The organism is Roseovarius sp. (genome assembly GCF_048262375.1).
GTDB lineage: Bacteria > Pseudomonadota > Alphaproteobacteria > Rhodobacterales > Rhodobacteraceae > Roseovarius.
Genome location: NZ_JBLXFE010000003.1, coordinates 14469 through 40455, shown reverse-complemented (window position 1 = coordinate 40455; position 25987 = coordinate 14469). Strand labels below are relative to the sequence as shown.

Sequence of the window (25987 nt, the reverse complement as noted above, 5' to 3'; positions counted from 1 at the left end):
CCTCCTCTTCCCGTTCCGGGGTGGGCCATCACCTGCCCCGGGATGACGTCTGTTGGTCTGTTCAGGCTGTTGCGGCAAACTCATCCTTGGCGTAGCCCTGAAGATAGAGCAGTGCTGTCAGATCGCCGTGATTGATACGGATATCGCATTCGGCGGCAACGCTTGGCTTGGCATGCAGCGCCACGCCCGCGCCCGCGCGCCCCAGCATGCCGAGATCATTGGCGCCATCGCCCACGGCGATCACCTCGGCCTCGGTTATCCCGAGCCGTGCGCTGATCTCTTCGAGCGCCTGCACCTTGGCTGCACGCCCCAGAATGGGGCGGGCTACATCGCCCAGCAAGCGGCCGTTTTGGGCCAGAAGCTTGTTGGCGCGGTGTTCGTCAAACCCCAGATGCCCTGCAACCGATGCAGTAAAGGCCGTGAACCCGCCCGACACGAGCGCGCAATAGGCCCCGTTGGCCTGCATCGTCGCCACCAAGGCGGTTCCGCCCGGCATATAGCTGATGCGGCTTGCCAGAACCTCGCCGATCACGGTTTCGGGCAGATCCCGGAGCAACGCCACCCGTTCGATCAAGGCGCCCTCAAAATCCAGTTCGCCATTCATCGCCCGGGCTGTGATCGCGCGGACATGCGCGCCCACGCCCGCGACCTCGGCCAGTTCGTCAATGCATTCCTGCTGGATCATGGTGCTGTCCATATCCGCGAGCAGCATTCTTTTGCGCCGTTCCTTAGTGGGCTGCACCACCAGATCGACGCGCTGTTCTTGCAGGTCTGCCCAGACGTCCCAACGATTGCCGGGCACTTCGGGCATCTCGAACTCTGCCGCCTCGTCGGGGGACAGCCATTGTGCCGCCCCGCCGCCCCAGGCGTTGCGCAGGGCCTCGACCAAGGCGGGGTGCAGCGCACCGGGCACTGCGATCAAGGTGACGGTGAACATGGGTCAGGTTTCCGATTGTAGGCGCGCGATGTCGCAATTTCTCATTCAAGCGGCGTTCTAGCGTCATTTCTGCACTTGCGAAAGACCCCGCTTGGCCGTAATTGCGGAGGTGGGACACCCCTCCCCAACGAGGGGCGCTTATCTGAGAGGGTAGCTATATGGCTATTGAAGCACCGGCAACGCGGCCGGAAAATCCGCGTTTTTCGTCTGGCCCTTGTGCCAAGATTCCCACATTCACGCTCGATAAACTGTCTGATGCGCCTTTGGGCCGCAGCCACCGTGCCGCTGTGGGCAAGGCCAAGCTGAAGGCCGCCATCGAGAACACCCGTGCCATTCTGGGCGTGCCTGCCGATTACAAGATCGGCATTGTTCCTGCCTCGGACACAGGTGCCGTGGAAATGGCGATGTGGAATCTGCTGGGCGCGCGCCCGGTCGAGATGCTGTCATGGGAGAGCTTTGGCGCAGGCTGGGTCACGGATGTGGTCAAGCAACTCAAGCTCGACGCGGTGGTGAAAACTGCTGATTATGGTCAGATTGTTGATCTGGCGGGCGTCGATACCGACAAGGATGTTGTCTTTACATGGAACGGCACCACCTCTGGGGTGCGGGTACCCAATGGCGACTGGATCAAGGCGGACCGCGCGGGCCTGACGATCTGTGATGCGACAAGCGCGGCCTTTGCGCAGGATTTGCCGTGGGACAAGCTCGATGTGACGACGTTCAGCTGGCAAAAGGTGCTGGGTGGCGAGGCGGCGCATGGCATGCTGATCCTCAGCCCCCGCGCGGTGGAGCGGTTGGAAAGCTATACCCCTGCATGGCCCCTGCCCAAGATTTTCCGCCTGACCAAGGGGGGCAAGCTGATTGACGGGATTTTCGTGGGCGAGACTATCAATACGCCCTCGATGCTGGCGGTTGAAGATTATCTCGTCGCGCTCGACTGGGCCGCATCGGTGGGTGGTCTGACCGGCCTGCAGGCGCGCGCCAATGCCAATCTGGCGGCCGTTGAGGCGTTCGTGGCGCAGAACGATTGGCTGGCGTTTCTGGCGGCTGATCCGGCGATCCGATCGAATACCTCGGTGTGTCTCACGTTCGAGGATGCCCGGATCACCGATGGTGCAGCGTTTGCCAAATCCGTTGCCAAGCGGCTGGAAACCGCAGGGGTCGCCTATGATATCGGTGCCTATCGCGATGCCCCCGCCGGTTTGCGGATCTGGTGCGGTGGCACGGTCGAGAGCGCCGATGTGGCGGCTCTGATGCCGTGGATCAAATGGGCGTTTGAGTCCGAGATCGCGGCCCTGACCGTATCGGCGTGATTCCGATTTCTTGAAAAGAAATCGATCCGGACTCTTTGCAAGAGTCCGGGTCCCTCCCTCAAGGTTTACATTTAAGGAGCCCGACCATGGCCCCCAAGGTTCTCGTATCCGACAAACTCTCTGAAACTGCTGTCCAGATCTTTCGCGATCGTGGCATCGAGGTGGATTTCCGCCCCGAACTGGGAAAGGACAAGGACAAGCTTGCCGAGGTGATCGGTGAGTATGATGGCCTTGCCATCCGGTCCGCGACCAAGGTCACGGAGAAAATCCTAGCCAATGCGCACAAGCTCAAGGTGATCGCGCGCGCCGGTATCGGCACCGACAATATCGACAAGGAAGCGGCCAGCAAAAAAGGCGTGATCGTGATGAACACGCCCTTTGGCAATATGATCACCACCGCAGAGCATGCTATCGCGATGATGTTCGCCGTGGCGCGGCAAATCCCCGAGGCCAGCGCCTCGACCCATGCGGGCAAATGGGAGAAATCCGGTTTCATGGGGGTGGAGCTCACGGGTAAGACCCTTGGTGTTATCGGTGCGGGCAATATCGGTGGTATCGTCTGCGACCGTGCACGGGGCCTCAAGATGAAGGTGATCGCCTATGATCCCTTCCTCGGTCAGGAAAAGGCGGACAAGATGGGGGTGGAAAAGGTCGATCTTGACGACCTGCTCAAACGCGCCGATTTCATCACCCTGCATGTGCCGCTGACCGATCAGACCCGCAACATCCTGAGCCGCGAGAACCTCGAAAAGACCAAGAAGGGCGTGCGGATCATCAACTGTGCGCGTGGCGGTCTGGTGGATGAGCAGGCGCTGGCGGACCTCTTGAAATCCGGCCATGTCGCGGGTGCGGGATTTGACGTGTTTGCCGAGGAACCGGCGGTGGAAAACCCGCTCTTTGGTTTGCCCAATGTGGTTTGCACGCCGCATCTGGGGGCCGCTACCACCGAGGCACAGGAAAACGTTGCCTTGCAAGTGGCCGAACAGATGTCTGACTATCTGCTCACGGGGGCGGTGACCAATGCGCTCAACATGCCGTCGGTGACGGCGGAAGAAGCCAAGGTGATGGGGCCGTGGATCAAGCTCTCGGATCATTTGGGCAATTTCATCGGGCAGATGACCGATGAGCCGATCAAGGCGATCAACATCCTCTATGATGGTGTGGTGTCGGAGATGAACCTTGGCGCGCTGACCTCTGCCGCCGTGGCGGGGATCATGAAATCGGTTAACCCCGAGGTCAACATGGTTTCGGCCCCTGTGGTGGCCAAAGAGCGCGGGGTCAAGATCAGCACCACCAAGCAGGACAAATCCGGCGCATTTGAAGGGTATGTCAAGATCACCGTGGTCACCGACAAGCGCGAGCGCTCGATCGGGGGGACGGTGTTCTCGGATGGCAAACCGCGCTTTATCCAGATCAAGGGCATCAATATCGACGCTGAAATCGGTCGTCATATGCTTTATACCACCAACGAGGACGTGCCGGGCATCATTGGCACGCTTGGTCAGACCATGGGGGATCACGGCGTCAACATCGCTAACTTTACCCTTGGCCGTGCCGATGCAGGTGGTGAAGCGATTGCCCTGCTCTATGTCGATGCGCCTGTTCCTGAGGCTGCGATCAAGGCGTTGCACAACACTGGTAAATTCCAGCAGATCCGCGAGCTGAAGTTCGACGGAGTCTGAGCGCAGCACAGGCGGGGTGACACGCCGTTTCCGTTCTCTTATCCGCCGCCCCGCGTTTGCCGGGCGGCGGTTGCATGTCTGGACGTCTTGTTCCAGAGCAAAGCTTGGCGGTGCAATCCCTCCTCTGTCCTGCCGCGCGCGGGAATCGCTGGACATCCGCCGCAGGCAGGGGTTCAACGGGCGCATGACAGATCCGATTTACGCCATTCCCGATATTCACGGGCAGGATGCCTTGCTTGATGCCGCGCTCGACCTTGTTGCGCGCGACGGCGGGCCAGAGGCGCGCATCGTATTTCTGGGCGATCTGGTTGATCGGGGGCCAAACAGCCGCGCGGTGATCGAGCGGTTGATGCAAGGGCAGGCTGCGGGCCGGCCCTGGACCGTGCTGCGCGGCAACCACGACCAGATGTTTGTCGATTTCCTTGATACTGGTGTGATCCGGTCTGATCACATCCGTTCCGGTCTAAGTTGGTTGCATCACCGGCTGGGGGGGGCTGCGACGTTGGCCTCTTACGGATTGACGGCGACGGAACGGGCCCCGAATTGGGACGCCGCGCGCCATATGGTGCTGCGGTCGCATCGTGATTGGCTGGCGGGTTTGCCGCTCTGGCAAGAGGTTGAGGCGCTGCTCTTTGTCCATGCGGGCATTCGCCCTGGCGTCGCGCTGGCGGCCCAAGAGCCGTCAGATTTGATGTGGATCCGCGACGGGTTTCTGGACCATGAGGGTGCGCATCCTTGGTTGGTGGTGCATGGTCACACGGCGCTGGAAATGCCCACCCATTTCGGCAATCGCATCGACCTTGATGGCGGGGCTGCCTATGGTCGCCCGCTGTGGCCTGCGGTGTTTGAGGGGCGCGACGGCTGGCTCTTGACGGAGACGGGGCGTATCGCGCTTTGCCCGTGAACATGGCGCTATTGTCCGCTATGACGGCATATCCCCGTTGCTATTACCGCCCGCCTGCCGCTAGGCTCTGACCCAACGCAACCCGGAGGGAGGATACCCATGACCGACATCGTGATTCTGGACGGCTGCCGCACGGCGATTGGCACTTTTGGCGGGGCTCTGGCGGGCACTCCGCCTACCGCACTTGGGGCTATCGTGGCGCGTGAGGCGCTGGCGCGCTCTGGGGTGGAGGGGTCACAGATCGGTCATGTGGTGTTTGGTCATGTGATCAACACCGAACCGCGTGACATGTATGTCAGCCGGGTGGCGGCGATTGACGCAGGTATTCCCGATACGACACCGGCGATGAACGTGAACCGGCTCTGTGGGTCTGGTGCCCAAGCAATTGTCTCGGTCGTGCAATCGCTGATGCTGGGCGATGCCGATTTCGGCCTTGCTGGCGGGGTGGAAAATATGAGCCGCTCTCCCTTTATCATCCCCGATCAACGCTGGGGGGCCAAGATGGGCGATGTAAAAACGCGCGACATGATGCTTGGGGCCCTGAATTGTCCGTTTGGCACCGGGCATATGGGCGTCACCGCAGAAAATGTTGCCGCAGAACATGGGATCAGCCGCGCGGATCAGGACGGCTTTGCGCTAGAAAGCCAGCGCCGTGCCGGGGTGGCGATCGCTGAGGGGCGGTTTGCATCCCAGATCGTTCCGGTCGAGGTGCGTGTGAAGCGTGACATGGTTGCGTTTGATACCGACGAGCACCCCAAGGCCACCACCGCCGAGGCGCTGGGGGCGTTGCGCCCGGTGTTCCAGAAGGACGGCAGTGTAACTGCGGGCAATGCCAGTGGAATCAACGATGGTGCGGCGGCGCTGGTGCTGGCGCGGGCCGACGCGGCAGAGGCCGCTGGCCTCAAACCCCGCGCGCGTGTTTTGGGCTATGCCCATGCTGGTGTGCGCCCCGAGGTGATGGGCATCGGCCCGGTGCCAGCGGTGGAAAAGCTGCTGAAACGGATCGGTTTGAGCGCAGCGGATTTCGATATGGTGGAATCCAACGAAGCCTTTGCCGCGCAGGCGTTGGCGGTCAACAAGAGGCTTGGTCTGGATCCCGCGCGGGTCAATCCCAATGGTGGCGCCATTGCCTTGGGTCATCCCGTCGGGGCCACGGGGGCGATCCTGACCGTCAAGGCGCTCTATGAGTTGGAGCGCATTGGCGGCAAGCGTGCGATCATCACCATGTGCATTGGGGGCGGGCAAGGGATCGCATTGGCGATAGAGCGGCTCTGATCCTTTATTCTCGGCGGTTTTAACCGCTTGTTCACGACGATGCCGGATGGTGAGGAGATCACGATCCGGCATGTCGGAGAATGGGCATGAGCCTTGCCAACAAGCTGGCAGAAGAACGGCGCGCGCGCCTTGCCGCCGAACGTCTGCTGGAGCAGAAACAGGCCGAATTGCAGGCGGCCAATCGCAAACTGGGCAAGCATGCGCTGGCCCTGTCGCATGAGATTCACGAAACGCGGGCTGAGGTGCTGACGGTCCGCAATGAGAACCAGCGGGTCAAATCCGATCTGACTGTCGCCTATCAGAAGGTCGAAATCGCGGAACGCCGTCTCTGGCATTCGATCGAAACGATTCAGGATGGGTTTGCATTTTTTGACGCCGATAGCCGGATGATCGCGGCCAACCATGCGTATCTCTCGGTGTTCGATGGGCTGGACGCGGTCAAACCCGGCGTGAGCTATATCGAGATCCTGCAATTCATCACGGAGGAGGGGATCGTCAATATTGATGCGCTCAAACCGCATGAATGGCGCGAACGGATGCTGGACCGATGGCAGAGCGCGCTGCCGGAGCCAGAGGTGATCCGGCTGTGGAACGGGCATTATATCAAGCTGATAGATCAGCGCGGACCTGGGGGCGACATGGTCAGTCTGGCGCTCAATATCACGGATACGATCCGTTACGAGGCAGAGTTGACGGAGGCGCGGCGCCGGGCCGAGGCGGCTAATCGGGCGAAATCGTCGTTTCTTGCCAATATGAGCCATGAAATCCGCACGCCGATGAACGGGGTGGTGGGCATGGCGGATCTGTTGATGGAGACCGAGTTGACCGACGAGCAGCGGCTCTTTACCGCAACCATCAAGAACTCTGGCGAGGCGCTGTTGGTGATCATCAATGACGTGCTGGATTATTCCAAGATCGAGGCTGAAAAGCTGGTGTTGCATGCTGAGCCGTTCGATCTTGAACGGTGTATTCACGAGTTGATCACGCTGATGCAGGTCAATGCCCGCGACAAGGGGCTGGAGGTGTTGGTGGATTACGATCTGTTCCTGCCCACGCGGTTCATTGGTGATCCGGGGCGCATCCGGCAGATTATGACCAACCTTCTGGGCAATGCGGTGAAATTCACCGAGGCAGGTCATGTTTTGGTGCGGGTGACGGGGATGACCCCCGAGGTCGGCGGCCCGGCCGATATTCATATTACCGTCGAGGATACCGGGATCGGTATTCCGCCGGACAAGATCGACCACATCTTTGGCGAGTTCAATCAGGTCGATGATGAACGCAATCGCAAGTTCGAGGGCACCGGGCTTGGCCTTGCTATCTCGCAAAAGCTGATCCGGATGATGGGGGGCAAAATCTGGGTGGAGTCCGAGCAGGGCACGGGATCGACATTCGGGTTCTCGATGTCCTTGCCGGTGACCGAGCCTGACGAGGCAGAGTTGCCGGGCCTCATGGCCGGTCTGCGCCGGGTGCTGATCGTCGAGCCGCAAGAGGCGAGCCACAGCATTCTTGAGCGGCAACTGGGGCAATTGGGGGTCGAGGTGATCCGTTGCCAATGCGGGGATGAGGCGCTGGCGCAGGCAGGCCGTGGCATTGATCTGGTGGTGAGCGATCACAACATGGCCGGGATGGACGGGCTGGAACTGGCCGAGGCGCTGCGCGAGGCGGGGCATGACATGCCCTTTCTCTTGCTCAGCCATAACACCGGCTATGCCGAGCAAGACCCGGCGCGCGTGCATGTGCAGGCGGTGCTGCAAAAGCCGGTGGCGCGGCGCGATCTGTTTGGTGCGCTGGCCGCCCTGGTGCCCGCAGAGCCTGTGCCGTTGCGGGCCATGCGGGTGCTCGCCGCTGAGGACAACAGGACCAACCGGCTTGTTTTTTCAAAAATGGTCAAGGGGTTGGATGTGGATCTGTGCTTTGCCGAGAACGGTCGCGAGGCGGTTGAGCGATACGGTTCTTTTGCTCCTGACGTGATCTTTATGGATATTTCCATGCCTGAAATGGATGGCAAGGCGGCGACGCGCGCCATTCGCGCGCTGGAGGCGCAGACCGGGCGGCATGTAACCATCGTGGCGATGACGGCGCATGCGATGACCGGGGACGATACGGACATTCTGGCGGCGGGGCTGGATCACTACATGACCAAGCCGCTGCGCAAAGAGATCATTCACCGCCATGTCATCGCCGCCTGTCCCCAGGGCGCGCGTCCGCCAGAGGGGGCGGCCAATCTGGTTCAGGCTGTGGGATGATCGCGCAGGAATACCGGCTGATCCGGCTTTGACAGGCTGGCGTCATGACGATAGCCGCCGCTGTCGAAATCAAGGAGTGCGTCCGGGTCTGTCAGGCGGTGCTGGATGATGAACCGCGCCATCGCCCCGCGCGCGCGTTTGGCGTAGAAGCTGACGATCTTTGGGGTGCCTGCCTTGTCCTCCATGAAGACGGGCGTGACCACCCGCAGGTGCAGCGCGGCGCGATCCACCGCACCGAAGTATTCCTGACTGGCACAGTTGATCAGCGTGTCGCTGCCAAGCGTCTTGGCCTGAGTGTTCAGCGCCTCGGAAATCTGTGTGCCCCAATAATCATAGAGCGTTTTGCCGCGCGCGGTTTTCAGCCGGCTGCCCATTTCCAGGCGATAGGGTTGAATCGCGTCAAGCGGGCGCAGCACACCGTAGAGCCCGGACAGAATGCGGAAATGATCCTGTGCCCAAGCCATTTCGTCTGGATCGAGCGATCCGGCTTCGAGCCCCTGATAGGTGTCCCCGGCAAAGGCAAGGGCGGCGGGTTTTTCCTCCATCCGTCCGAAATCTGCAAAGCGGTCAGCGTTGAGGCGGGCAAGGTTCTCGCTGATATGCATCAGGTTTTGCAGATCGCCCACAGTCAGCCCCTGTGCCACTTGCGCCAGATCCACGGCCTCTTTGGCAAAGGCGGGGCGGGTGGCGGTGATCCCCTCGACGGGGGTCATGTCGAGTTTCTTGGCGGGCGAGACGACGACGAGCATTCCGTGATCCTTTGTGTGGCGCTGACCGTGGTTTAGGACGCAGCCCGCAGAACGTCCAGAAAGGCGTCACCAAAACGCTCGGCGTATTTCTCGCCGATCAGGCGCTGCATCTCTTGGGGCGTGCGGGGTTTCTGGCTGGCGACCTTGGCCAAGAGTGCCGCAGAACAACTGAGAGGGCGGTCAATGCCGTCCTCGCCCCGGCTCAGATCGGCCTGCGCCTGCATCAGCCGGTCGTATACCTCGCCTGCGGTGCTGCCTGCCAGTTTGCGGCGGGTGGGATGCACGGGATCGGCCGCCCCGGTGATCACTTCGAGAAATTCCGCGCCATACCGCTCTAGTTTCTTGGCGCCGACACCGCTGATCCGGGCCATCTGATCCAGAGTTTCGGGCCGGGTTTCGGCCATCTCGACCAGAGTGCGGTCGTTAAAGACGATATAGGCGGGCACGCTGGCCGCCTCTGCCAATGCGCGGCGCTTTGCCTTGAGCGCGGACAGGAGCGGGGCATCTTCGTCTGACACCAATGCGCGCACCGCAGGGCGCGGCGCATGCGAGGTCGCATCCCGGCGCAAGATCACACTGTCTTGGCCGCGCAGGATCGGGCGGGCCGCCTCGGTCATCACCAGAGCGCCGTGCCTCTCGCGATCCGGGCGGATCAAATCGCGGCCCATCATCTGGCGAAAGACGCCCTGCCAGTTGCGTTTGTCGATATCGCGCCCGACGCCAAAGGTGGGAAGTGCCTCATGCCCGCGCAGGCGCACCTTGTCGGTTGCGGTGCCGGTGAGAATGTCGATCAGGTGACCCGACCCAAAGCTCTCGCCGGTGCGCAGGATCGCCGAGAGCGCCTTGCGCACCGCCTCGGTGCCGTCAAAGGTTTCGGGCGGGGTATCGCAGAGATCGCAATTGCCGCAGGGGGTGGCGGTCTCGCCGAAATAGCGCAAGAGCGTGGCGCGGCGGCATTCGAGCGCCTCTGCCAGACCCAAGAGCGCGTTGAGCCGTCCGTGATCGGCCATGCGCCGGTCGGGAGGGGCCAGCCCCTCGTCGATCTGCGCGCGACGCAGGCGGATGTCCTCGGGACCAAAGAGCGTGAGCGTTTCGGCGGGGGCACCATCGCGCCCGGCGCGGCCAATTTCCTGATAGTAGCCTTCGATGGATTTGGGCAGGTCGGCATGCGCGACCCAGCGGATATCCGGTTTGTCCACGCCCATGCCAAAGGCGACGGTGGCCACGACGATCAGCCCATCCTCGCTGCTGAACCGCCCTTCGACGATGCGCCGCGCTTCGGCCTCCATCCCGCCGTGATAGGCACAGGCGGAATGCCCGGCGTCCAAGAGGGCGCGGGCGAGGGTTTCGGTCTTGGCGCGGGTGCCGCAATAGACAATGCCTGACTGCCCCTTGCGGGCGGCGGCAAACTCCATGATCTGGGCGCGCGGGTTGTCCTTGGCGGCAAAGGCCATGTGGATGTTGGGCCGGTCGAAGCCCTGCAAGAAAATTTGTGGGGCTTGGCCGTCAAACAGTTTCTCGACGATCTCGTCGCGGGTTTCGGCATCGGCGGTGGCGGTAAAGGCGGCGAGGGGCACGTTGAGGGCGCGCCTGAGTTCGCCGATGCGCAGGTAATCGGGGCGGAAATCATGGCCCCACTGGCTCACGCAATGGGCCTCGTCCACAGCGATGAGGCCCACGCCGATACGGCGCAGCATGCCAAGCGATGACCCCGCCGCCAGCCGTTCGGGTGCGATATAGAGCAGGCGCAGGCGCCGTGCCTCAAGCGCGTCCCAGACCTCGGCGGTTTCTTCTTCGGTGTTGCCGGAGGTGAGCGCGCCCGCCTCGACGCCCGCAGCCTTGAGCGCGCGCACCTGATCGCGCATCAGGGCGATCAACGGCGATATGACGACCGTCACACCGTCGCGCATCAGCGCAGGAATTTGAAAACACAGGGATTTTCCGCCGCCCGTGGGCATGATCGCCAGCGTGTTACAGCCGGTGGCCACGGTGTGGATTATCTCTTGCTGACCGGGACGAAAGGCGTCGAATCCGAACACATCGCGCAAAAGCGTGGCAGCGCTTGGCATGGGGGGTTCCTGTAAGATTTTATCTATCTGCTCTTACAGAAAGTTTTTCATACTAAGATTCGGTGAACAAGCCCCGGACATCAGTAAAATGCAGCGGCGTTGTTGATCAGCACGATGCGCAGCGCATAGACCGCAACCAGCACCACAAGCGGGGCCAGATCAATGCCGGACATCGGGGGCAAGATCCGGCGCACGCGGCTATAGATCGGGTCCAACAGGCGATTGAGGCCATACCAGACTTGGGCCACGAATTGCTGGCGCAGGTTCAGAACCTGAAAGTTGATCAGCCATGACATGATCACATGCGCGATGATGAAGAACCACACGATATCAAGAATGAGCATCAGAATTTGGAAAAGCGATTGCATGGGCGGGTGTCCTCTGGGTCTGGCCGCCTATGACCTATGCAAGCCTGCGGCAAAGCGCAAGTCTGACGCGCAGTCGTGGTCGCGGTTGACCGTTGGGGCGCTGGTGCGGGGCCTTGCAACGGAAACCGAGCATGTATCCCGTCCTGCGTCTGATGTGGCAGCTTTTGCCCCGCAAATCCCCGCGCCTGTCTTATCGGATTGGGCGACGGCGTGGCGTGCAGCAGATGCCACAGGTCCGTGACCCCCGGTGCAAGAGGGGCAGGAATAGCTTGCGCCGCTCGCGCAACGGTTGTCATATCCCTTTGAAACCAAAGGGTATGGGGCATGGCAGGCATTTCGCAGCGCAAGCGGATCTGGGGTTGGTATTTCTTTGACTGGGCGAGCCAGCCCTATCACACGCTTCTCGTGACATTTATTTTCGGGCCCTACTTTGCCTCGATCGCGTCAGACCATTTCATCGGCGCAGGCGTGACCGAAGAGGTGGCGGATGCGCAAGCGCAGGCGATGTGGTCTTGGTGTCTGACGGTGACGGGGCTGATTATCGGGCTGGGCGCCCCGATCATGGGGGCCTTTGCCGATACGACAGGACGGCGCATGCCGTGGATCATTGTCTTTTCAATGATGTATGTGCTGGGGGCCGCGGCGATCTGGGGCGTTTTGCCGGATGGGTCCAACCTCTGGTGGGGCCTGATGGTGTTCGGCTTTGGGTTCATTGGGGCGGAATATGCGCTGATTTTCATCAACTCGCAGTTGCCGTCACTGGGGACCGCCGAGGAGGTTGGCGATCTCTCTGGATCTGGGTTTGCCTTTGGGTATCTGGGTGGGGTTGCGTCGCTCTTGATCATGCTGGCGCTGTTTGTCGAGCAGTCGAGCGGCAAGACCCTGATCGGGCTTGATCCGGTGTTTGGGCTGGACGCTGCGATGCGAGAAGGAACGCGGGCGGTGGGGCCGTTTACGGCGCTCTGGTATATGGTTTTCATGGTACCCTATTTCCTCTGGGTGCGCGATGTCGGACCACGGGGGCACGGTGGCGGGGTGATGGGGGCGCTCGGGGCATTGGTGAGAACAATCAAGAGCCTGCGGCACAGGCTGAGCCTGAGCACCTATCTTGGATCGTCGATGTTTTACCGCGATGCGCTCAACGGGCTCTATGGGTTTGGCGGCACCTATGCCATTTTGGTTCTCAACTGGTCGATCACGTCGGTGGGGGTGTTTGGGATCATCGGGGCGGTTGCCGGTGCGGTATTTAGCTGGATGGGCGGCAAGGCGGACAAGCGGTTTGGCCCCAAGCCGGTGATCAAGCTGGCGATCTGGGCCTTGATCGGGGTTTGCATCATCGTGGTTGGTATGGACCGGAGCCAGATTTTCGGGCTGGCGCTGGCCGAAGGCTCCAAGCTGCCGGATATGATCTTTTTCGGCTGTGGTGTGCTTATCGGCGGCTTTGGCGGGGTGTTGCAGGCGTCGAGCCGGTCGCTGATGGTGCGCCATACCGATCCGGCGGTGCCGACGGAAAACTTTGGTCTTTATGGGCTCTCGGGACGGGCGACGGCGTTTATGGCACCGGCGCTAATTGGGTTGGTGACGACGCTGAGCGGGTCGGCGCGCATCGGGGTGTCGCCGGTGATTTTGCTTTTCGTGATTGGTCTGGTTCTGCTACGCTGGGTCAAGGCGGAGGGAGACAAAGAAACATGGCTCGGGTCTTAGTCATCGGTACGCTTTTGCTCGGGCTTGCGGGCTGTATGCAGTCCAAGCCGGAGCCAGAAACAACCGGCATCCTGTCGAGCCAGAGCATCCCAGCCGCGATGCAAGGTGTTCAGGCGAAACAGCTTTTTGGCACCTCGCGGCGTGGGTCAGAGCATAGCCCGGCGGCCTATGGCAGCTATGCCAAGGGCTGTCTGGCGGGGGGGCAGGCCCTGCCCGAGACGGGGCCGACGTGGCAGGCGATGCGGCTGAGCCGCAACCGCAACTGGGGTCACCCGGAAACCATTGATCTGCTTCAGAAGGTGTCGCGTGTCGCGGCCGAACAGCCGGGGTGGAATGGGCTTTATGTGGGCGACATCAGTCAGCCGCGCGGCGGGCCGATGCTGAGCGGGCATGCCAGCCATCAGATGGGGTTGGATGCCGATATATGGCTGAGACCGGCGGACAATCTTGCCCTGAGTGCGACGCAGAGGGAAAATATCTCTTCGATTTCAATGAGAAGATCGAACGGCGCCTATACCAACGGCCAATGGACCCGCGCCCATCACGAGATCGTCAAGGCTGCGGCCAAAGATCCGCGCACGGCGCGCATTTTCATCTTTCCGGGGGCCAAGGTGCAAATGTGCAAGGATGAGCGAGGCGGTGACCGGGCCTGGTTGCGCAAGGTGCGGCCATGGTACGGGCATCATTATCATTTCCATGTCAGGCTGAATTGTCCCGAGGGTGCAAGGGGTTGCGTGCCGCAGGAGGCGCCGCCGCCGGGGGATGGCTGTGCCGAGGCCGAACACTGGGTGCGCAATATCCTGAATCCACCGCCGCCCGATCCGAATGCGCCCAAGCCGGTGCCCAAACGCGAATTGACCATGGCGGACCTGCCGGGGCAGTGCGTGGCGGTGTTGCAGGCTGAATAAATCAGCATGCTGCGGATTTTTTTGCGGCGACCACATTATTTTGTTTTGACAAGCGCAAAATATGTGGCAACCTGTGGATAAGTTCAACAAGCGAAAGGAGGTGGTCCAGTGTCTACAGAGGGATTGGAGCGAGGTGTCGGAACAGTTTGGGAGATGATCGCCTAGGGCAGCCCCGAGGCGAAAGCCAACCAAATTGGTGCGCCTAACCGGCCCGCCTCCGCGACTTCTAGAGGGCCGTTTCCATGTGAAACGGCCCTTTTGAATGTGCAGCTCTGTCAGGTTTGCAAGGTGATTTTGTAAGGTCGGGCGCTGCACCCGCCCGTTCGGCAAAGCCCTGAGGACATCAGCGGTTGTATTTGATGAACGGCGTCACATGAGCGATGCGGTCATAGAGTTGACGCGCGGTGCTGTTGAACTCTTGCGTCAGCCAATAGACGGCGGGGCGACCATCGGCGTCCGCACGGGCATAGACCGCCTCGATCAGGGCGCGCCCCACGCCGAGGCCGCGTGCCTCGGGGGTGGCATAGAGATCCTGAAGGTAGCAGACCTGTTCCACGCGCCAGTTATGGGCGTGGTAGATGTAATGCACCAAGCCAACCGGTTGGCCGTCTCTGAGGGCGATCAGGCCATTCTGATCGGGATGATCGGGAGAGACCAGCCGGGCAAAGGTGGTGTCATAGACCGTGTCCGGCAGGGTGGTTTCGTAGAAATCGAGATAGGCGCGCCACAGATCGCCCCAAGCGGGGCGATCAGCGGGTTCTATGGGGCGGATGGTGAGAGAGCCGGTCATTCTGCCGCCACCGCCTGAGGATCGACGAGGGTGATGATATCCATCATGATGGTGTTCAGCTCAAAGTCCTTGGGGGTGTAGACCCGCGCCACGCCCATTTCACGCAGGCGACGGGCATCGTCCTCGGGGATGATACCGCCGACGATCACCGGCACATCGCCAAGGCCCGCCGCGCGCATCCGGGACATGAGATCCTCGACCAGCGGCAGGTGGCTGCCGGAAAGGATCGAGATGCCGACCACATGGGCGCGGTCCTCTGCGGCGGCGCTGACGATCTGTTCCGGGGTCAGGCGGATGCCCTCATATCCGATGTCCATGCCGCAATCGCGGGCGCGGAAGGCAATCTGTTCTGCGCCGTTGGAATGGCCATCGAGACCGGGCTTGCCCACGAGAAACTTGAGCCTGCGGCCAAGGCGGTCTGAGACCGCATCGACGGCGGCGCGGATGTCGTCGAGCCCTTCGGTTCTGTTCGAGGGGCTGGACGATACGCCGGTGGGGCCGCGATATTCGCCAAAGACGGCGCGCATCTGGGCCGCCCATTCGCCGGTTGTCACACCAGCGCGGGCACAGGCGATGGAGGGTTCCATCACATTGAGCCCCTTGGTGGCCGCCGCGCGCAGGGCGGCGAGGGTGGATTTGACCGCCGCCTCGTCACGGGCGGTGCGCCACTCGGTCAGGCGGGCGATTTGCTCGGCCTCGACCGCCGGGTCGACCACCATGATGCCGCCATCCTCGGTTTGCAGCGGCGAGGGCTCTCCGTCTTGCCAACGGTTAACGCCGACCACAATGGTCTCGTTCCGCTCGATCCTGCCCAAGCGATCGGCGTTGCTCTCGACCAGACGGGATTTCATATACTCGATCGCCGAGACCGCGCCGCCCATGCTGTCGAGATTGGCCAATTCGTGCCGCGCGCCGCTCTTGAGCGCCTCGACCTTGGCGTCAACCGCCGGGTTGCCGTCAAAGAGGTCGTCGAATTCCAGAAGGTCGGTTTCATAGGCGAGAATCTGTTGCATGCGCATCGACCATTGCTGATCCCAGGGGCGCGGCAGACCAAGCGCCTCGTTCCATGCCGGAAGCTGAACGGCGCGGGCGCGGGCCTTTTTGCTGAGCGTCACGGCCAGCATTTCAATGAGAATGCGGTAGACGTTATTCTCGGGCTGCTGTTCGGTGAGGCCAAGGGAATTGACCTGCACGCCGTAGCGGAAGCGGCGGTGCTTGGCATCCTCGATTCCGTAACGGTCGCGCAGGATTTCATCCCAGAGATCGACGAAAGCGCGCATTTTGCACATTTCGGTGACAAAGCGGATGCCCGCGTTGACGAAGAAGGAAATCCGCGACGCGAGGGCGGGGAAATCGGCGGCGGGCACGCGGGGACGCAATTCGTCCAGAACCGCGATGGCGGTGGCGAGGGCAAAGGCAAGCTCTTGCTCGGGAGTCGCGCCCGCCTCTTGCAGGTGGTAGGAACAGACGTTCATCGGGTTCCATTTGGGGACGTGTTTGTAGCAATATTCGGCCACGTCACCGATCATCCTGAGACTGGGCGCGGGCGGGCAGATATAGGTGCCGCGCGAGAGATATTCCTTGATCAGATCGTTCTGGACGGTGCCTTGGAGCGCGCGCACATCGGCGCCTTGTTCCTCGGCCACGGCGATATAGAGCGCCAAGAGCCACGGGGCGGTGGCGTTGATCGTCATTGAGGTGTTCATCTGATCCAAGGGGATCTGATCAAAGAGGGTGCGCATATCGCCCAAATGGCAAATGGGCACGCCGACCTTGCCGACCTCGCCACGCGACAGGATATGATCGCTGTCATAACCGGTCTGGGTGGGCAGGTCGAAGGCGACGCTGAGGCCGGTCTGACCCTTGGAGAGATTCGAGCGATAAAGCGCGTTGGATTTCTCGGCGGTTGAGTGGCCCGCATAGGTGCGGATAAGCCAAGGCTTGTCTTTCTGCGTCTGCGACATAGGGCCCTCGTAATTCAGATTGCGCAATTTTGTTACGTTTCTGGGTAAGGTATATGCAAGAAGGTTGCGCTGTCAATTCGCTGCGTTGCGGCATATGGCGGTTTCGTCTTCCTCTGGTCAAGCGAGAGGATGATGAAGGGGGCGGCGGAGGGGCATTTACCAGACCCCAAAACCCTGATTTGGTAAGCCCATGGGACAGACCGTGGAAATGCCGCTCTGGGCGTTGGTGTTATTGGTGAGCTTTGCGGCTGTCACCTTTGCCAGTCATTTTCTCTTTCCCTCGGTGCGGTGGTTTCTGCGGCGCAGGTTGGAGCGGGCGGTGGCGCGGTTGAACACGCGGTTGCAGCGGCCCATTGAGCCGTTCAAGCTGGCGCGGCGCTATGACATGATCCAGCGGTTGATCTATGATCCCGAAGTGAGCCGGGCGATTGCCGCCCATGCACAGGCCGAGGGCATTCCCGAGAATGTGGCCTTTGAGCTGGCCAGGCGCTATGCGCGCGAGATCGTGCCGAGTTTTTCCGCCACCGCCTATTTCGGGATTGCGATCAAACTGGCGAAATGGATGAGCCGGTCACTCTACCGGGTGCGGTTGGGGCATTTTGATGAAGACGCCTTGGCCGAAGTCGATGGCGAGGCGACAGTGGTGTTTGTGATGAACCATCGCAGCAATATGGATTATGTGCTGGTGACGTGGCTGGCGGCGGAGCGGTCAGCGCTGAGCTATGCGGTGGGGGAATGGGCGCGGGTCTGGCCGCTGAGCCGTCTGATCAAGGCGATGGGGGCCTATTTCATCCGCCGCAAATCGCGTGGCGATCTCTATCGGCGGGTGCTGGCGCGCTATGTCGGCATGGCCACGGATGGTGGTGTGACACAGGCGATGTTTCCTGAGGGCGGGCTGAGCCTCTCGGGGGGATTGCAGCCGCCCAAGCTGGGGTTGCTGAAATATCTGGTCGAGGAACGCAGCCCCGGTGGGCGTGATGTGGTGTTCGTGCCGGTCGCGATCAATTACGACCGGGTGTTCGAGGATCGGGTGCTGGTGGCCGCCGGGCAGGCGGGCAAGCGGCGATTTCCGGCGCGGATTTCCGTGGTGGCGGGGTTCGTGCTGCGGCAGGTGTGGTTGCGGCTGCGGCGGCGCTATCACCGGCACGGCTATGCGGCAGTGAGTTTTGGTGCCCCGATGTCGCTGGCAGAGTTCGAACGTGATCATCCGGCGGCTGGGCTAAGGGGGCTGGCGCGGGCGCTGATGGCGCGGATCGGGGCCGAGGTGCCGGTGTTGCCGGTGCCTCTGGTGGCGCTGGCGCTGATCCGGGCCGAGGGGCCGCTGACGCGCGCAGGCCTAGATGCGGCGGTGGAGCGGATGCTGGAAGAGGCCCCGCGCGCGCATGTGTATCTGCCGCGCAATGATCTGGGCTATGCGGCCCGGTTTGGCATACAGGTGTTGCGAAACCGCGGCATGATCGAAGAGCGAAACGGAGCCTTTGTGGTGTGTGAGGCGGAGCGCGCTGTTGTGGCGTATTATGCGGCGTCGATTGACCATCTCTTTCGCAACCGCAGCGGGGAGTGAGTGGATTTTCTGCATCCGCTCGGTTATAAAATTACAAAAACAATCCAAAAGCTATTGCAATATTTCAAGGCGATTAGTATTCCGGGGCAGATACCCGCGATTCTGCATCGCGGCAATTGCTGAGACAGGAGGTTGACCATGGCTCTGGATACCAAGACGGGCATAGCGCCCTATGACGCCCCCGAAAAGGACCTCTATGAGGTCGGAGAAATGCCGCCCCTGGGGTATGTGCCCAAGAAAATGTACGCATGGGCCATTCGCCGCGAGCGGCATGGTGAGCCGGACGTGTCCTTTCAAAAAGAGGTGGTCGATGTCTGGGATATCGACAGCCAAGAGGTTCTTGTCCTCGTGATGGCGGCGGGCGTGAATTACAACGGTGTCTGGGCCGGTCTGGGTCAGCCGGTCAGCCCGTTTGACGGCCATGGCGCGCCCTATCATATCGCAGGCTCTGACGCCGCTGGCATCGTCTGGAAAGTGGGCGACAAGGTGCGCACCTGGAAGGTGGGCGATGAGGTGGTGATTCATTGCAATCAGGATGATGGCAATGACGAGGAATGCAACGGCGGCGATCCGATGTTTTCCCCCACGCAGCGGATCTGGGGATATGAGACGCCGGACGGGTCATTCGCGCAGTTCACCCGTGTGCAGGCGCAGCAATTGATGCCGCGCCCCAAGCATCTGACATGGGAAGAGAGCGCGTGTTACACGCTGACGCTCGCCACCGCCTATCGGATGTTGTTCGGCCATGCGCCGCATGACCTCAAGCCCGGCCAGAATGTACTGGTCTGGGGGGCGTCGGGTGGACTTGGATCTTATGCGATCCAGTTGGCGAATACGGCGGGGGCCAATGCGATTGGTGTGATCTCGGACGAGAGTAAGCGGCAATTCGTGCTGGATCAGGGGGCCAAGGGGGTCATCAACCGCAAGGATTTCAGCTGCTGGGGTCAGCTTCCCAAGGTGAATACGCCGGAATATAATGAGTGGCTCAAGGAAGCGCGCAAGTTCGGCAAGGCGATCTGGGACATCACCGGCAAGGGCGTCAACGTGGACATGGTGTTCGAGCATCCCGGCGAGGCGACATTCCCGGTGTCATCGCTGGTGTGCAAGAAAGGCGGTATGGTCGTGATTTGTGCGGGCACCTCCGGCTTTAACTGCACCTTCGACGTGCGCTATATGTGGATGCATCAAAAGCGTCTTCAGGGCAGCCATTTTGCGCATCTCAAGCAAGCGGCGGCGGCGAACAAGCTGATGGTCGAGCGGCGGCTTGATCCCTGCATGTCCGAGGTGTTTCCTTGGGATGAGATTCCCAAGGCCCATTTGAAGATGCTGCGCAACGAGCACAAGCCGGGCAATATGGCGGTGCTGGTGCAGGCCCCGCGCACCGGGTTGCGCACGGTCGAGGATGTGATCGAGGCCGCTCGGTAAGCTAAGCGTTCTGGTGTGAAACAGTCGGCCCGCGGATCACGAATGGTTCGCGGGCCGATCCTGTTTCAAGACCGGGTCGCGTTATTCCAGCGTTGCGATGGTGGCGCGCAGGGTGGCCAGCCCCTCGGATTTCTCGCTGGAGGTGAGGATCAACTCTGGAAAGGCGGCTGGATGCGGGGCGAGTTTGCTGCGCACCTGATCCAGAACGCGATCCCGGTCGGCCGCGTTGATCTTGTCGGTTTTGGTCAGCACGCATTGGAATGTCACTGCGGCCCCGTCGAGCAGGGTCATGATTTCCTCGTCCACCGGTTTGATGCCGTGGCGGGCATCTACCAGCACGAAGGCGCGGCGCAGGGTTTGACGGCCCGAGAGATACTGTTTGAGCAGGGCCTGCCATTTCTGGACGACGGCGACGGGCGCGTTGGCATAGCCATAGCCGGGAAGGTCCACGAGATAGTGGCTCTCGCCCAAGCTGAAGAAGTTGATTTCCTGCGTGCGGCCCGGCGTGTTGGAGGCGCGCGCCAGAGCCTTGCGCCCGGTCAGGGCGTTGATCAGGCTGGATTTGCCGACGTTGGAGCGCCCTGCAAAGCAGACTTCGAGCCGGTCCGCCGGGGGCAGGCCGGACATGGCCACGACGCCTTTGACGAACTCGACCGGACCGGCAAAGAGCTTGCGCCCTTGTTCAGAGGTGGTGTGATCGGGCTCTTCGGAAATGGGAAAACGTAATTGCATCACAGCACCTCGATCTGGTCGCCAAGGGTGATTTCGCCGCCTTGGGTCACCTCGGCGTAGATGCCGAAATCCTGATGATCCCAATTCGTGTTGAGCGCGGCCAGAGTATCGAGGTCGCGCAGGCCGGTTTCGGGATTGGCAGTGGTGGCGAGGCAGCGCCGGATCGGTTCGCGCACGGTCATTTCGGCGCTGCCGATGCGCAGGCGCTGACCGATGAGGTCGAATTCGGCCCAAGGTGCCAGCCCGTCGAGATGGATGTTGCAGCGCCAACGCAGGGGCGAGACCGGCACGCCCATCTTGTCCGCCAGATCCGCGTTCGAGGCGAGGTTGAGCAGGCTGACCGACGGATAATCGGTATCGGTAAAGCCGCGCCCATCAAGCCGCATCAGGCGACTGGGTTGCGTGCCCTCGGGCGGCATCAGGGGGCGCACCCAATCGAGGAACGCCGCCGGATCGTGATCGGGGCGAAAGGTGAGGTCGGGGCGGTCTGGGTGGGTCAGGGTGACGGTTTCTGACGCCTCATCCAGTCGCGCGTTGATCGCCATGATCGCACCGGTTTTCGAGCCGCGCGAGAAGTTGACGCAAGGCCCCCATTCGCCGTCTGCCAGACGTGCGATGTCCAAGGCGACCGCCCAGAGGCGGTCACCCGGCATTGCCTGCCCTGAGGTGAGGCGCACCGAGGTCAGGGGCTCGCGCCCATGTCCCTTGATCGGGTGCCGCCAGAGGGCGCGAACCTCTGTCATTTTTTCTTTTTGGAGGCCTCAGGCGCAGGTTTGCTGCGCTTGAAGCTGGACAGGATGTTGCCAAACACGTCCGGCTTGTAGCCTTGGCTGCGCATGATCAGGTATTGCTGCGAGAAGGTGATCACGTTGTTGGCGATCCAGTAGATCACGAGGCCCGAGGCAAAGCTGCCCAGCATGAACATGAAGACCCACGGCATCCAGGCAAAGATCATCTTTTGCGTGGGATCGGCGGGGGCCGGGTTCAGCTTTTGCTGCAGCCACATGGAGACGCCGAGGCACAGCGGCAGAATACCGATGAAGATCAGCGCCAGAACCGAGCCCGGTTCAGGCGGGGCCCATGGCAGAATGCCCCAGAGGTTATAGAGCGACGAGGTGTCGGGGGCCGAAAGGTCCTTGATCCAGCCAATCCACGGGGTGTGGCGCAATTCGAGCGTGACAAAGATCACCTTGTAGAGCGAGAAGAAGATCGGGATCTGCAACAGGATCGGCAAACAGCCCGCCGCCGGATTGACCTTTTCCCGCTTGTAGAGCTCCATCATTTCTTTCTGGAGTTTCTGACGGTCGTCGCCAGCGGTCTCCTTGATCTTCTCCATCTGCGGCTGAAGTTCCTTCATCTTGGCCATGGAGACGTAGGATTTATAGGCGAGCGGCAGCACCAGCGCCTTGATCAGCAGGGTCAGCGCGATGATCGCCCAGCCCATATTGCCAATCATCGCATGCAACCAATGCAGCGCGGCAAAGATCGGTTTGGTCAGGAAGAAGAACCAACCCCAGTCGATGGAATCGAGGAAGCGGTCGACGCCCTGCTCATTCTGATAGGCGCGAATCGTCGCCCATTCCTTGGCCCCGGCAAAGAGGCGGGTTTCGGCGGTTGCGGTCTGACCCGGTGCCACGGTCTGGGTCGGCTGGACGGTTTCTGTCTGGAAAATACCGCGCTGCGGATCGAATTTGTTGACCGCCTTGAACGGGGTGCCCGAGGCTGGAATGAGTGTGGTCATCCAGTAGTGATCGGTAAAGCCGATCCAGCCGCTCTCGGTGACTTGCGTCACTTCGGCGGGGGCGTTTTCGCGGGCGTTGAAGGGATATTCCTCGACATCATCATAGTCGATTTCCGCCAGCGTGCCATCGGCCATTCCGATCAGCCCCTCGTGGAGGATGAAGAACTTCTTGAGATCGGCGGGCCGTCCGTGACGGGCGAGGATGCCGTAAGGCGCGAGGCTGACGGGGGCGGTCCCGGTATTCTCGACCGACTGGCGGACCGAGAACATGAAATCTTCGTCGACGCTGAGTTCACGGCGGAACACGAGGCCCGCGCCGTTGTCCCAAGACAGGGTGACGGAGGACGTGGGTGTCAGGGTCTCGCCGGTTTCAACCTGCCAGAGCGTGTTGGCGCCGGGCACCTGATCCGCAGTCAGACCCGCACCGGGGGCCCAGCCATACAGCGCGTAATAGGGCGCGTCGCTGCCCACCGGGGCGAGCAGGCGCACGATGTCGGAGTCGGGATCAATCGTTTCATGATAATTCTTGAGGAAAAGATCGTCGATCCGGCCACCCTTGAGCGAGACCGTCCCTTGCAGGCTGGGTGTGTCGATGGTCAGGCGCGGGGCGTCCGGCTCTGCCATCGGGGTTGCGGTCTGGGTTGTGGTCGCGTCCGCTGTGCCGCTTGCCACAGGCGCGGGTACGCTCTGGGTTGCGCTCGGGACGGGGGCGTTGGGATCCACCGTCGGCGCGTCTGGCGGCGGGAACATCACGAACCAGACCAGAATCACGAGGAAACTGAGCGCCGTTGCAAAGATTAGGTTCTTGTTCTGATCATCCATCGCCGATGGCCATCCATCTGTTACATGTCACGGCGGTTCAACAGAGTGCGGACCCAAAGGTCAAGCGGAATCCGGGTATTTTTACGGGGCGCGCGGGGATTCATCGCGGCTCTTACCCTTTGGCGCGGGTAATCCGGGGCGGATGCGGGAATTTGGCGCGATGGGTCGCGATCCAATCGGCGGTCGCGTCGAGCGGCATGGGGCGACCGATGCCAAAGCCCTGCAAATGACCACAGCCCAGTTGGGCGAGCATGGCGTGTTCGCCTGCGGTCTCGACCCCTTCAGCGAGGGTGGCGAGGTCGAGGCGCTCGGCCATCGAGAGGATGGCGGCGACCATGCGCTGTTGTTCGGGGTCATGATCAATCTTGGTGACAAAGGAGCGGTCGATTTTGAGCCGCTGCACGGCAAACCGGCGGATGGTCGAGATCGAGGCGTGGCCGGTGCCGAAATCATCAAGGTCGATGAGGCAGCCCATGTCGGCCAGAGCGGCGATGTTGCGGGTGATGGTATCATCAGCAGAGGTGGCCAGCACGGTTTCGAGAATTTCGACTGTCAGCCGCGAGGGGGCAAGATCACAGCGGTCCAGTTCCCATGCGATTTTTGCCGGAAGGTGCGGATTGCGCAGCTCTTCCGGAGAGAAGTTGACGCTGACATACTGAATGTCCAGGTCAAGATTATCCCAAGTTTGCAGCGCGCGCAGGGCATTGGCCAGCATCGCATCGCCGAGCACCTCCATCCGGCCAGAGGCGGCGAGGAGCGGCAGGAATTCCGCCGGGGTAATGAGCCCCGCAGTGGGGTGCATCCAGCGCGCGAGAGCCTCAAACCCGGTTATCTCGCCGGTGGCGGCGCTGATCTGCGGCTGAAACCAACTGATGAACTGGCCGGTGTCGAGGGCCTGTTGCAATTCGTCCGCGATCTGATGCGGCAGGGGCGTGGCTGCGCGCATGCCGCGTGCGTAGGCACGGATCGCAGAGGGGCCGTGGCGGCGTGCCTCGTCAAGGGCGGTCATGGTCGCGTCAAACAGGGCCTTGGCCGAGCGGGCGGGGGCATGACCATCAAGGCAAAGTCCAATGGAGGCAGAGATATAGAGGGTGGTTGCGTCCAGTGTGATCGGCTCTTTGAGGGCGGCGCTCAGGCGGTCGGCAAGAAACAGGAGGCGGTCATGCCCAAGGTCGCGACCCGGGGTGAGCAGGACGCCGATGCGCCCCACCCCGAGATCGAAAAGCTGGTCCGGGGCGCGGAGCGCGCGTGCGAGGCGTTCAAGTGTCTGCACCATCACACGGTCGGCGGTTGCCAGGCCGTAGCGGTCGGTCAGAGACGCGTAGTCATCAATCTGCAGGATCAGGCAGCCGGTGCGCAGGCCGTTGCGGTGGGCATGAGACACCGTGCGTTCGATCTGAGCGTACATCTGTGTGCTGTCATCGGTCAGGTCTGTGTGTGGGGGCGCGCGCAGATCATCAGGGCGGGATGAAAGACTGAACAGAACCACGGTGACAGGCAGCGCGAGAAAGAGAGCGGCGGTGCCGAACCAATGGGCCGCGAGGGCGGCGGCGGTGAGGAGGGCGAGCGATTGCGGCCAGCGCATAGCCTGTGCCACGCTCGTCAGAGCCACGTTAACTATCTGTTTTGTTTTGTAAAACATCCGATATCCCGCGATCTGGCCTTGAGCCTAGCGCCGAGGGGTTAACGGAGTTTGGGCAATCCTTCGGGATTTGCATCGGATTTTATCGATTCGGTCGTCAGGCCGGCGAAATCGAACAGGTTGGGATCAAGCAGGTGCGAGGGCCGCGCGTTCATCAGGGCGCGGAACATGACCTGACGGCGACCGGGTGAATTCGCCTCCCAGCCATCAAGGATCTGTTTGACCTGCTGGCGTTGCAACCCATCCTGCGAGCCGCAGAGATCGCAGGGGATGATCGGGTAATTCATGGCACGGGCAAACCGCTCGCAATCTTCTTCGGCGACATGCGCGAGGGGGCGGTAGAGAAACAGATCGCCCTCTTCGTTCACCAGCTTTGGCGGCATGGTGGCGAGCCGCCCGCCGTGAAAGAGGTTCATGAAGAAGGTTTCCAGAATGTCGTCGCGGTGATGGCCCAAGACCACCGCCGTGCAGCCCTCTTCACGGGCGATGCGATAGAGATTTCCCCTGCGAAGCCGGGAACATAGCGCGCAATAGGTGCGTCCGGCGGGCACCTTGTCCATGACGATGGAGTAGGTGTCCTGATACTCGATCCGGTGGGGGACGCCGCGCTCTTCGAGGAATTTCGGCAGGACGGTGGCCGGAAAGCCGGGCTGGCCCTGATCGAGATTGCAGGCGAGAAGATCGACCGGCAAAAGGCCGCGCCATTTCAGCTCGTAAAGCACCGCAAGCAGGGTGTAGCTGTCCTTGCCGCCCGATAGGCAGACGAGCCATTTGCCGCCCGGTGCGATCATGCCATATTGTTCGATCGCCTCGCGGGTGTGGCGGACAATGCGTTTGCGCAGCTTTTTGAATTCGGTGCTGCTGGGCGCCCCGTGGAACAGTGGATGGATCTCTTCGGTTTCGTCTAGCATGGGCTGGCTTTAGGGGTTTTGACGGGCTCGCACAAGGGTCTGCGCGGGGCCGTCGGGCATGGGGCGGCAAGGATTTGGCGCGGACCCTTTCAAAGGGTCCGATCCGTTTTCTTTTCAAGAAAACGATGAGGTGAAAGGGGCTGATCCGGTTTCTTTTCAAGACAACGTCAGGGGATGTGGTGCGGAGCCGGGAAATCAAAGTGTTTCCAAGAATTCCGGATTCGTGGCACTGTGTTGC

20 protein-coding genes are annotated in these 25987 nt (G+C 61.5%); 9 read left to right on the top strand and 11 right to left on the bottom strand.

Annotated features, from left to right (window positions below; genetic code table 11):
* Positions 1–61 precede the first annotated feature (61 nt).
* Positions 62–937, bottom strand: coding sequence for a phosphoserine phosphatase SerB (gene serB, locus ACN0SW_RS04395; protein WP_417726695.1), 876 nt, complete (start codon positions 935–937; stop codon positions 62–64).
* A gap of 158 nt (positions 938–1095) precedes the next feature.
* On the opposite strand from serB, the gene ACN0SW_RS04390 reads away from it, so the two are divergent.
* The 5 genes from ACN0SW_RS04390 (at position 1096) to ACN0SW_RS04370 (ending at position 8360) form a co-directional block, all read left to right on the top strand.
* Entirely contained in the window at positions 1096–2250 is a 1155-nt protein-coding gene (locus tag ACN0SW_RS04390; protein WP_417726694.1) for a phosphoserine transaminase, read from the top strand.
* Positions 2251–2336: 86 nt separating this feature from the next.
* Positions 2337–3932, top strand: a complete 1596-nt coding sequence (serA, locus tag ACN0SW_RS04385; RefSeq protein WP_417726693.1) for a phosphoglycerate dehydrogenase — start codon at positions 2337–2339, stop codon at positions 3930–3932.
* Between the two features lie 184 nt (positions 3933–4116).
* Positions 4117–4836 carry a metallophosphoesterase gene (locus ACN0SW_RS04380; RefSeq protein WP_417726692.1) on the top strand — a complete coding sequence of 240 codons (720 nt, stop codon included), beginning with the start codon at positions 4117–4119 and terminating at the stop codon, positions 4834–4836.
* 99 nt (positions 4837–4935) lie between these two features.
* On the top strand, positions 4936–6111 hold the full coding sequence (locus tag ACN0SW_RS04375) for an acetyl-CoA C-acyltransferase family protein (RefSeq protein ID WP_417726691.1): 1176 nt from the start codon (positions 4936–4938) through the stop codon (positions 6109–6111).
* An 86-nt stretch (positions 6112–6197) separates the two neighbouring features.
* Positions 6198–8360: a response regulator gene (locus ACN0SW_RS04370; protein ID WP_417726690.1), complete on the top strand. Its 2163-nt coding sequence runs from the start codon at positions 6198–6200 to the stop codon at positions 8358–8360.
* Here the strand turns inward: ACN0SW_RS04370 and yaaA are convergent.
* The 3 genes from yaaA to ACN0SW_RS04355 form a co-directional block, all read right to left on the bottom strand.
* On the bottom strand, positions 8345–9109 hold the full coding sequence (yaaA, locus tag ACN0SW_RS04365; protein WP_417726689.1) for a peroxide stress protein YaaA: 765 nt from the start codon (positions 9107–9109) through the stop codon (positions 8345–8347). The two genes, ACN0SW_RS04370 and yaaA, sit on opposite strands and share 16 nt — an antisense overlap.
* Positions 9110–9141: 32 nt before the next feature.
* Positions 9142–11178 carry a DNA helicase RecQ gene (recQ, locus tag ACN0SW_RS04360; protein WP_417726688.1) on the bottom strand — a complete coding sequence of 679 codons (2037 nt, stop codon included), beginning with the start codon at positions 11176–11178 and terminating at the stop codon, positions 9142–9144.
* An 80-nt stretch (positions 11179–11258) separates the two neighbouring features.
* Positions 11259–11546, bottom strand: a complete 288-nt coding sequence (locus ACN0SW_RS04355; RefSeq protein WP_417726687.1) for a YggT family protein — start codon at positions 11544–11546, stop codon at positions 11259–11261.
* A 324-nt stretch (positions 11547–11870) separates the two neighbouring features.
* On the opposite strand from ACN0SW_RS04355, the gene ACN0SW_RS04350 reads away from it, so the two are divergent.
* Both ACN0SW_RS04350 and mepA read left to right on the top strand, forming a co-directional pair.
* Positions 11871–13250, top strand: coding sequence for an MFS transporter (locus tag ACN0SW_RS04350; protein WP_417726686.1), 1380 nt, complete (start codon positions 11871–11873; stop codon positions 13248–13250).
* On the top strand, positions 13235–14158 hold the full coding sequence (gene mepA / locus ACN0SW_RS04345) for a penicillin-insensitive murein endopeptidase (protein ID WP_417726685.1): 924 nt from the start codon (positions 13235–13237) through the stop codon (positions 14156–14158). Before ACN0SW_RS04350 ends, mepA begins: the two co-directional genes overlap by 16 nt.
* Positions 14159–14501: 343 nt before the next feature.
* On the opposite strand, the gene ACN0SW_RS04340 is transcribed toward mepA, so the two are convergent.
* Both ACN0SW_RS04340 and ACN0SW_RS04335 read right to left on the bottom strand, forming a co-directional pair.
* On the bottom strand, positions 14502–14948 hold the full coding sequence (locus ACN0SW_RS04340; protein WP_417726684.1) for a GNAT family N-acetyltransferase: 447 nt from the start codon (positions 14946–14948) through the stop codon (positions 14502–14504).
* Positions 14945–16912 carry a methylmalonyl-CoA mutase family protein gene (locus ACN0SW_RS04335; protein WP_417726683.1) on the bottom strand — a complete coding sequence of 656 codons (1968 nt, stop codon included), beginning with the start codon at positions 16910–16912 and terminating at the stop codon, positions 14945–14947. The genes ACN0SW_RS04340 and ACN0SW_RS04335 overlap by 4 nt, the downstream gene beginning before the upstream one ends.
* Positions 16913–17102: 190 nt before the next feature.
* Here ACN0SW_RS04335 and ACN0SW_RS04330 point away from each other — a divergent pair, with 190 nt between their 5' ends.
* Together ACN0SW_RS04330 and ccrA are read left to right on the top strand one after the other, a co-directional pair.
* Positions 17103–18476 (top strand): 1-acyl-sn-glycerol-3-phosphate acyltransferase, encoded by a 1374-nt coding sequence (locus ACN0SW_RS04330; RefSeq protein ID WP_417726682.1) that lies wholly within the window; start codon positions 17103–17105, stop codon positions 18474–18476.
* 138 nt (positions 18477–18614) lie between these two features.
* Entirely contained in the window at positions 18615–19901 is a 1287-nt protein-coding gene (ccrA, locus tag ACN0SW_RS04325) for a crotonyl-CoA carboxylase/reductase (protein WP_417726681.1), read from the top strand.
* An 81-nt stretch (positions 19902–19982) separates the two neighbouring features.
* Here ccrA and yihA read toward each other — a convergent pair whose 3' ends face one another.
* The 5 genes from yihA to ttcA form a co-directional block, all read right to left on the bottom strand.
* Positions 19983–20633, bottom strand: a complete 651-nt coding sequence (yihA, locus tag ACN0SW_RS04320) for a ribosome biogenesis GTP-binding protein YihA/YsxC (protein WP_417726680.1) — start codon at positions 20631–20633, stop codon at positions 19983–19985.
* A complete protein-coding gene (locus ACN0SW_RS04315; RefSeq protein WP_417726679.1) occupies positions 20633–21376 on the bottom strand; it encodes an MOSC domain-containing protein in 744 nt (247 codons plus the stop codon). Before ACN0SW_RS04315 ends, yihA begins: the two co-directional genes overlap by 1 nt.
* On the bottom strand, positions 21373–23196 hold the full coding sequence (gene yidC / locus ACN0SW_RS04310; protein ID WP_417726678.1) for a membrane protein insertase YidC: 1824 nt from the start codon (positions 23194–23196) through the stop codon (positions 21373–21375). Before yidC ends, ACN0SW_RS04315 begins: the two co-directional genes overlap by 4 nt.
* Positions 23197–23308: 112 nt before the next feature.
* On the bottom strand, positions 23309–24838 hold the full coding sequence (locus ACN0SW_RS04305; protein WP_417726677.1) for a putative bifunctional diguanylate cyclase/phosphodiesterase: 1530 nt from the start codon (positions 24836–24838) through the stop codon (positions 23309–23311).
* Positions 24839–24879: 41 nt separating this feature from the next.
* Positions 24880–25749 (bottom strand): tRNA 2-thiocytidine(32) synthetase TtcA, encoded by an 870-nt coding sequence (gene ttcA, locus ACN0SW_RS04300; protein WP_417726676.1) that lies wholly within the window; start codon positions 25747–25749, stop codon positions 24880–24882.
* Positions 25750–25987 lie beyond the last annotated feature (238 nt).

Excerpts from the sequence above, each read along its gene's own strand:
- ACN0SW_RS04315 (WP_417726679.1), bottom strand. The coding sequence starts at position 21,376 with ATGACAGAGGTTCGCGCCCTCTGGCGGCACCCGATCAAGGGACATGGG.
- ACN0SW_RS04390 (WP_417726694.1), top strand. The coding sequence starts at position 1,096 with ATGGCTATTGAAGCACCGGCAACGCGGCCGGAAAATCCGCGTTTTTCG.
- serA (WP_417726693.1), top strand. The coding sequence starts at position 2,337 with ATGGCCCCCAAGGTTCTCGTATCCGACAAACTCTCTGAAACTGCTGTC.
- serB (WP_417726695.1), bottom strand. The coding sequence starts at position 937 with ATGTTCACCGTCACCTTGATCGCAGTGCCCGGTGCGCTGCACCCCGCC.
- ttcA (WP_417726676.1), bottom strand. The coding sequence starts at position 25,749 with ATGCTAGACGAAACCGAAGAGATCCATCCACTGTTCCACGGGGCGCCC.
- yaaA (WP_417726689.1), bottom strand. The coding sequence starts at position 9,109 with ATGCTCGTCGTCGTCTCGCCCGCCAAGAAACTCGACATGACCCCCGTC.
- ACN0SW_RS04380 (WP_417726692.1), top strand. The coding sequence starts at position 4,117 with ATGACAGATCCGATTTACGCCATTCCCGATATTCACGGGCAGGATGCC.
- yihA (WP_417726680.1), bottom strand. The coding sequence starts at position 20,633 with ATGCAATTACGTTTTCCCATTTCCGAAGAGCCCGATCACACCACCTCT.
- ACN0SW_RS04370 (WP_417726690.1), top strand. The coding sequence starts at position 6,198 with ATGAGCCTTGCCAACAAGCTGGCAGAAGAACGGCGCGCGCGCCTTGCC.
- ACN0SW_RS04355 (WP_417726687.1), bottom strand. The coding sequence starts at position 11,546 with ATGCAATCGCTTTTCCAAATTCTGATGCTCATTCTTGATATCGTGTGG.
- ACN0SW_RS04305 (WP_417726677.1), bottom strand. The coding sequence starts at position 24,838 with ATGTTTTACAAAACAAAACAGATAGTTAACGTGGCTCTGACGAGCGTG.
- ACN0SW_RS04375 (WP_417726691.1), top strand. The coding sequence starts at position 4,936 with ATGACCGACATCGTGATTCTGGACGGCTGCCGCACGGCGATTGGCACT.
- ACN0SW_RS04330 (WP_417726682.1), top strand. The coding sequence starts at position 17,103 with ATGGGACAGACCGTGGAAATGCCGCTCTGGGCGTTGGTGTTATTGGTG.
- ACN0SW_RS04335 (WP_417726683.1), bottom strand. The coding sequence starts at position 16,912 with ATGTCGCAGACGCAGAAAGACAAGCCTTGGCTTATCCGCACCTATGCG.
- yidC (WP_417726678.1), bottom strand. The coding sequence starts at position 23,196 with ATGGATGATCAGAACAAGAACCTAATCTTTGCAACGGCGCTCAGTTTC.
- recQ (WP_417726688.1), bottom strand. The coding sequence starts at position 11,178 with ATGCCAAGCGCTGCCACGCTTTTGCGCGATGTGTTCGGATTCGACGCC.
- ccrA (WP_417726681.1), top strand. The coding sequence starts at position 18,615 with ATGGCTCTGGATACCAAGACGGGCATAGCGCCCTATGACGCCCCCGAA.
- ACN0SW_RS04340 (WP_417726684.1), bottom strand. The coding sequence starts at position 14,948 with ATGACCGGCTCTCTCACCATCCGCCCCATAGAACCCGCTGATCGCCCC.
- ACN0SW_RS04350 (WP_417726686.1), top strand. The coding sequence starts at position 11,871 with ATGGCAGGCATTTCGCAGCGCAAGCGGATCTGGGGTTGGTATTTCTTT.
- mepA (WP_417726685.1), top strand. The coding sequence starts at position 13,235 with ATGGCTCGGGTCTTAGTCATCGGTACGCTTTTGCTCGGGCTTGCGGGC.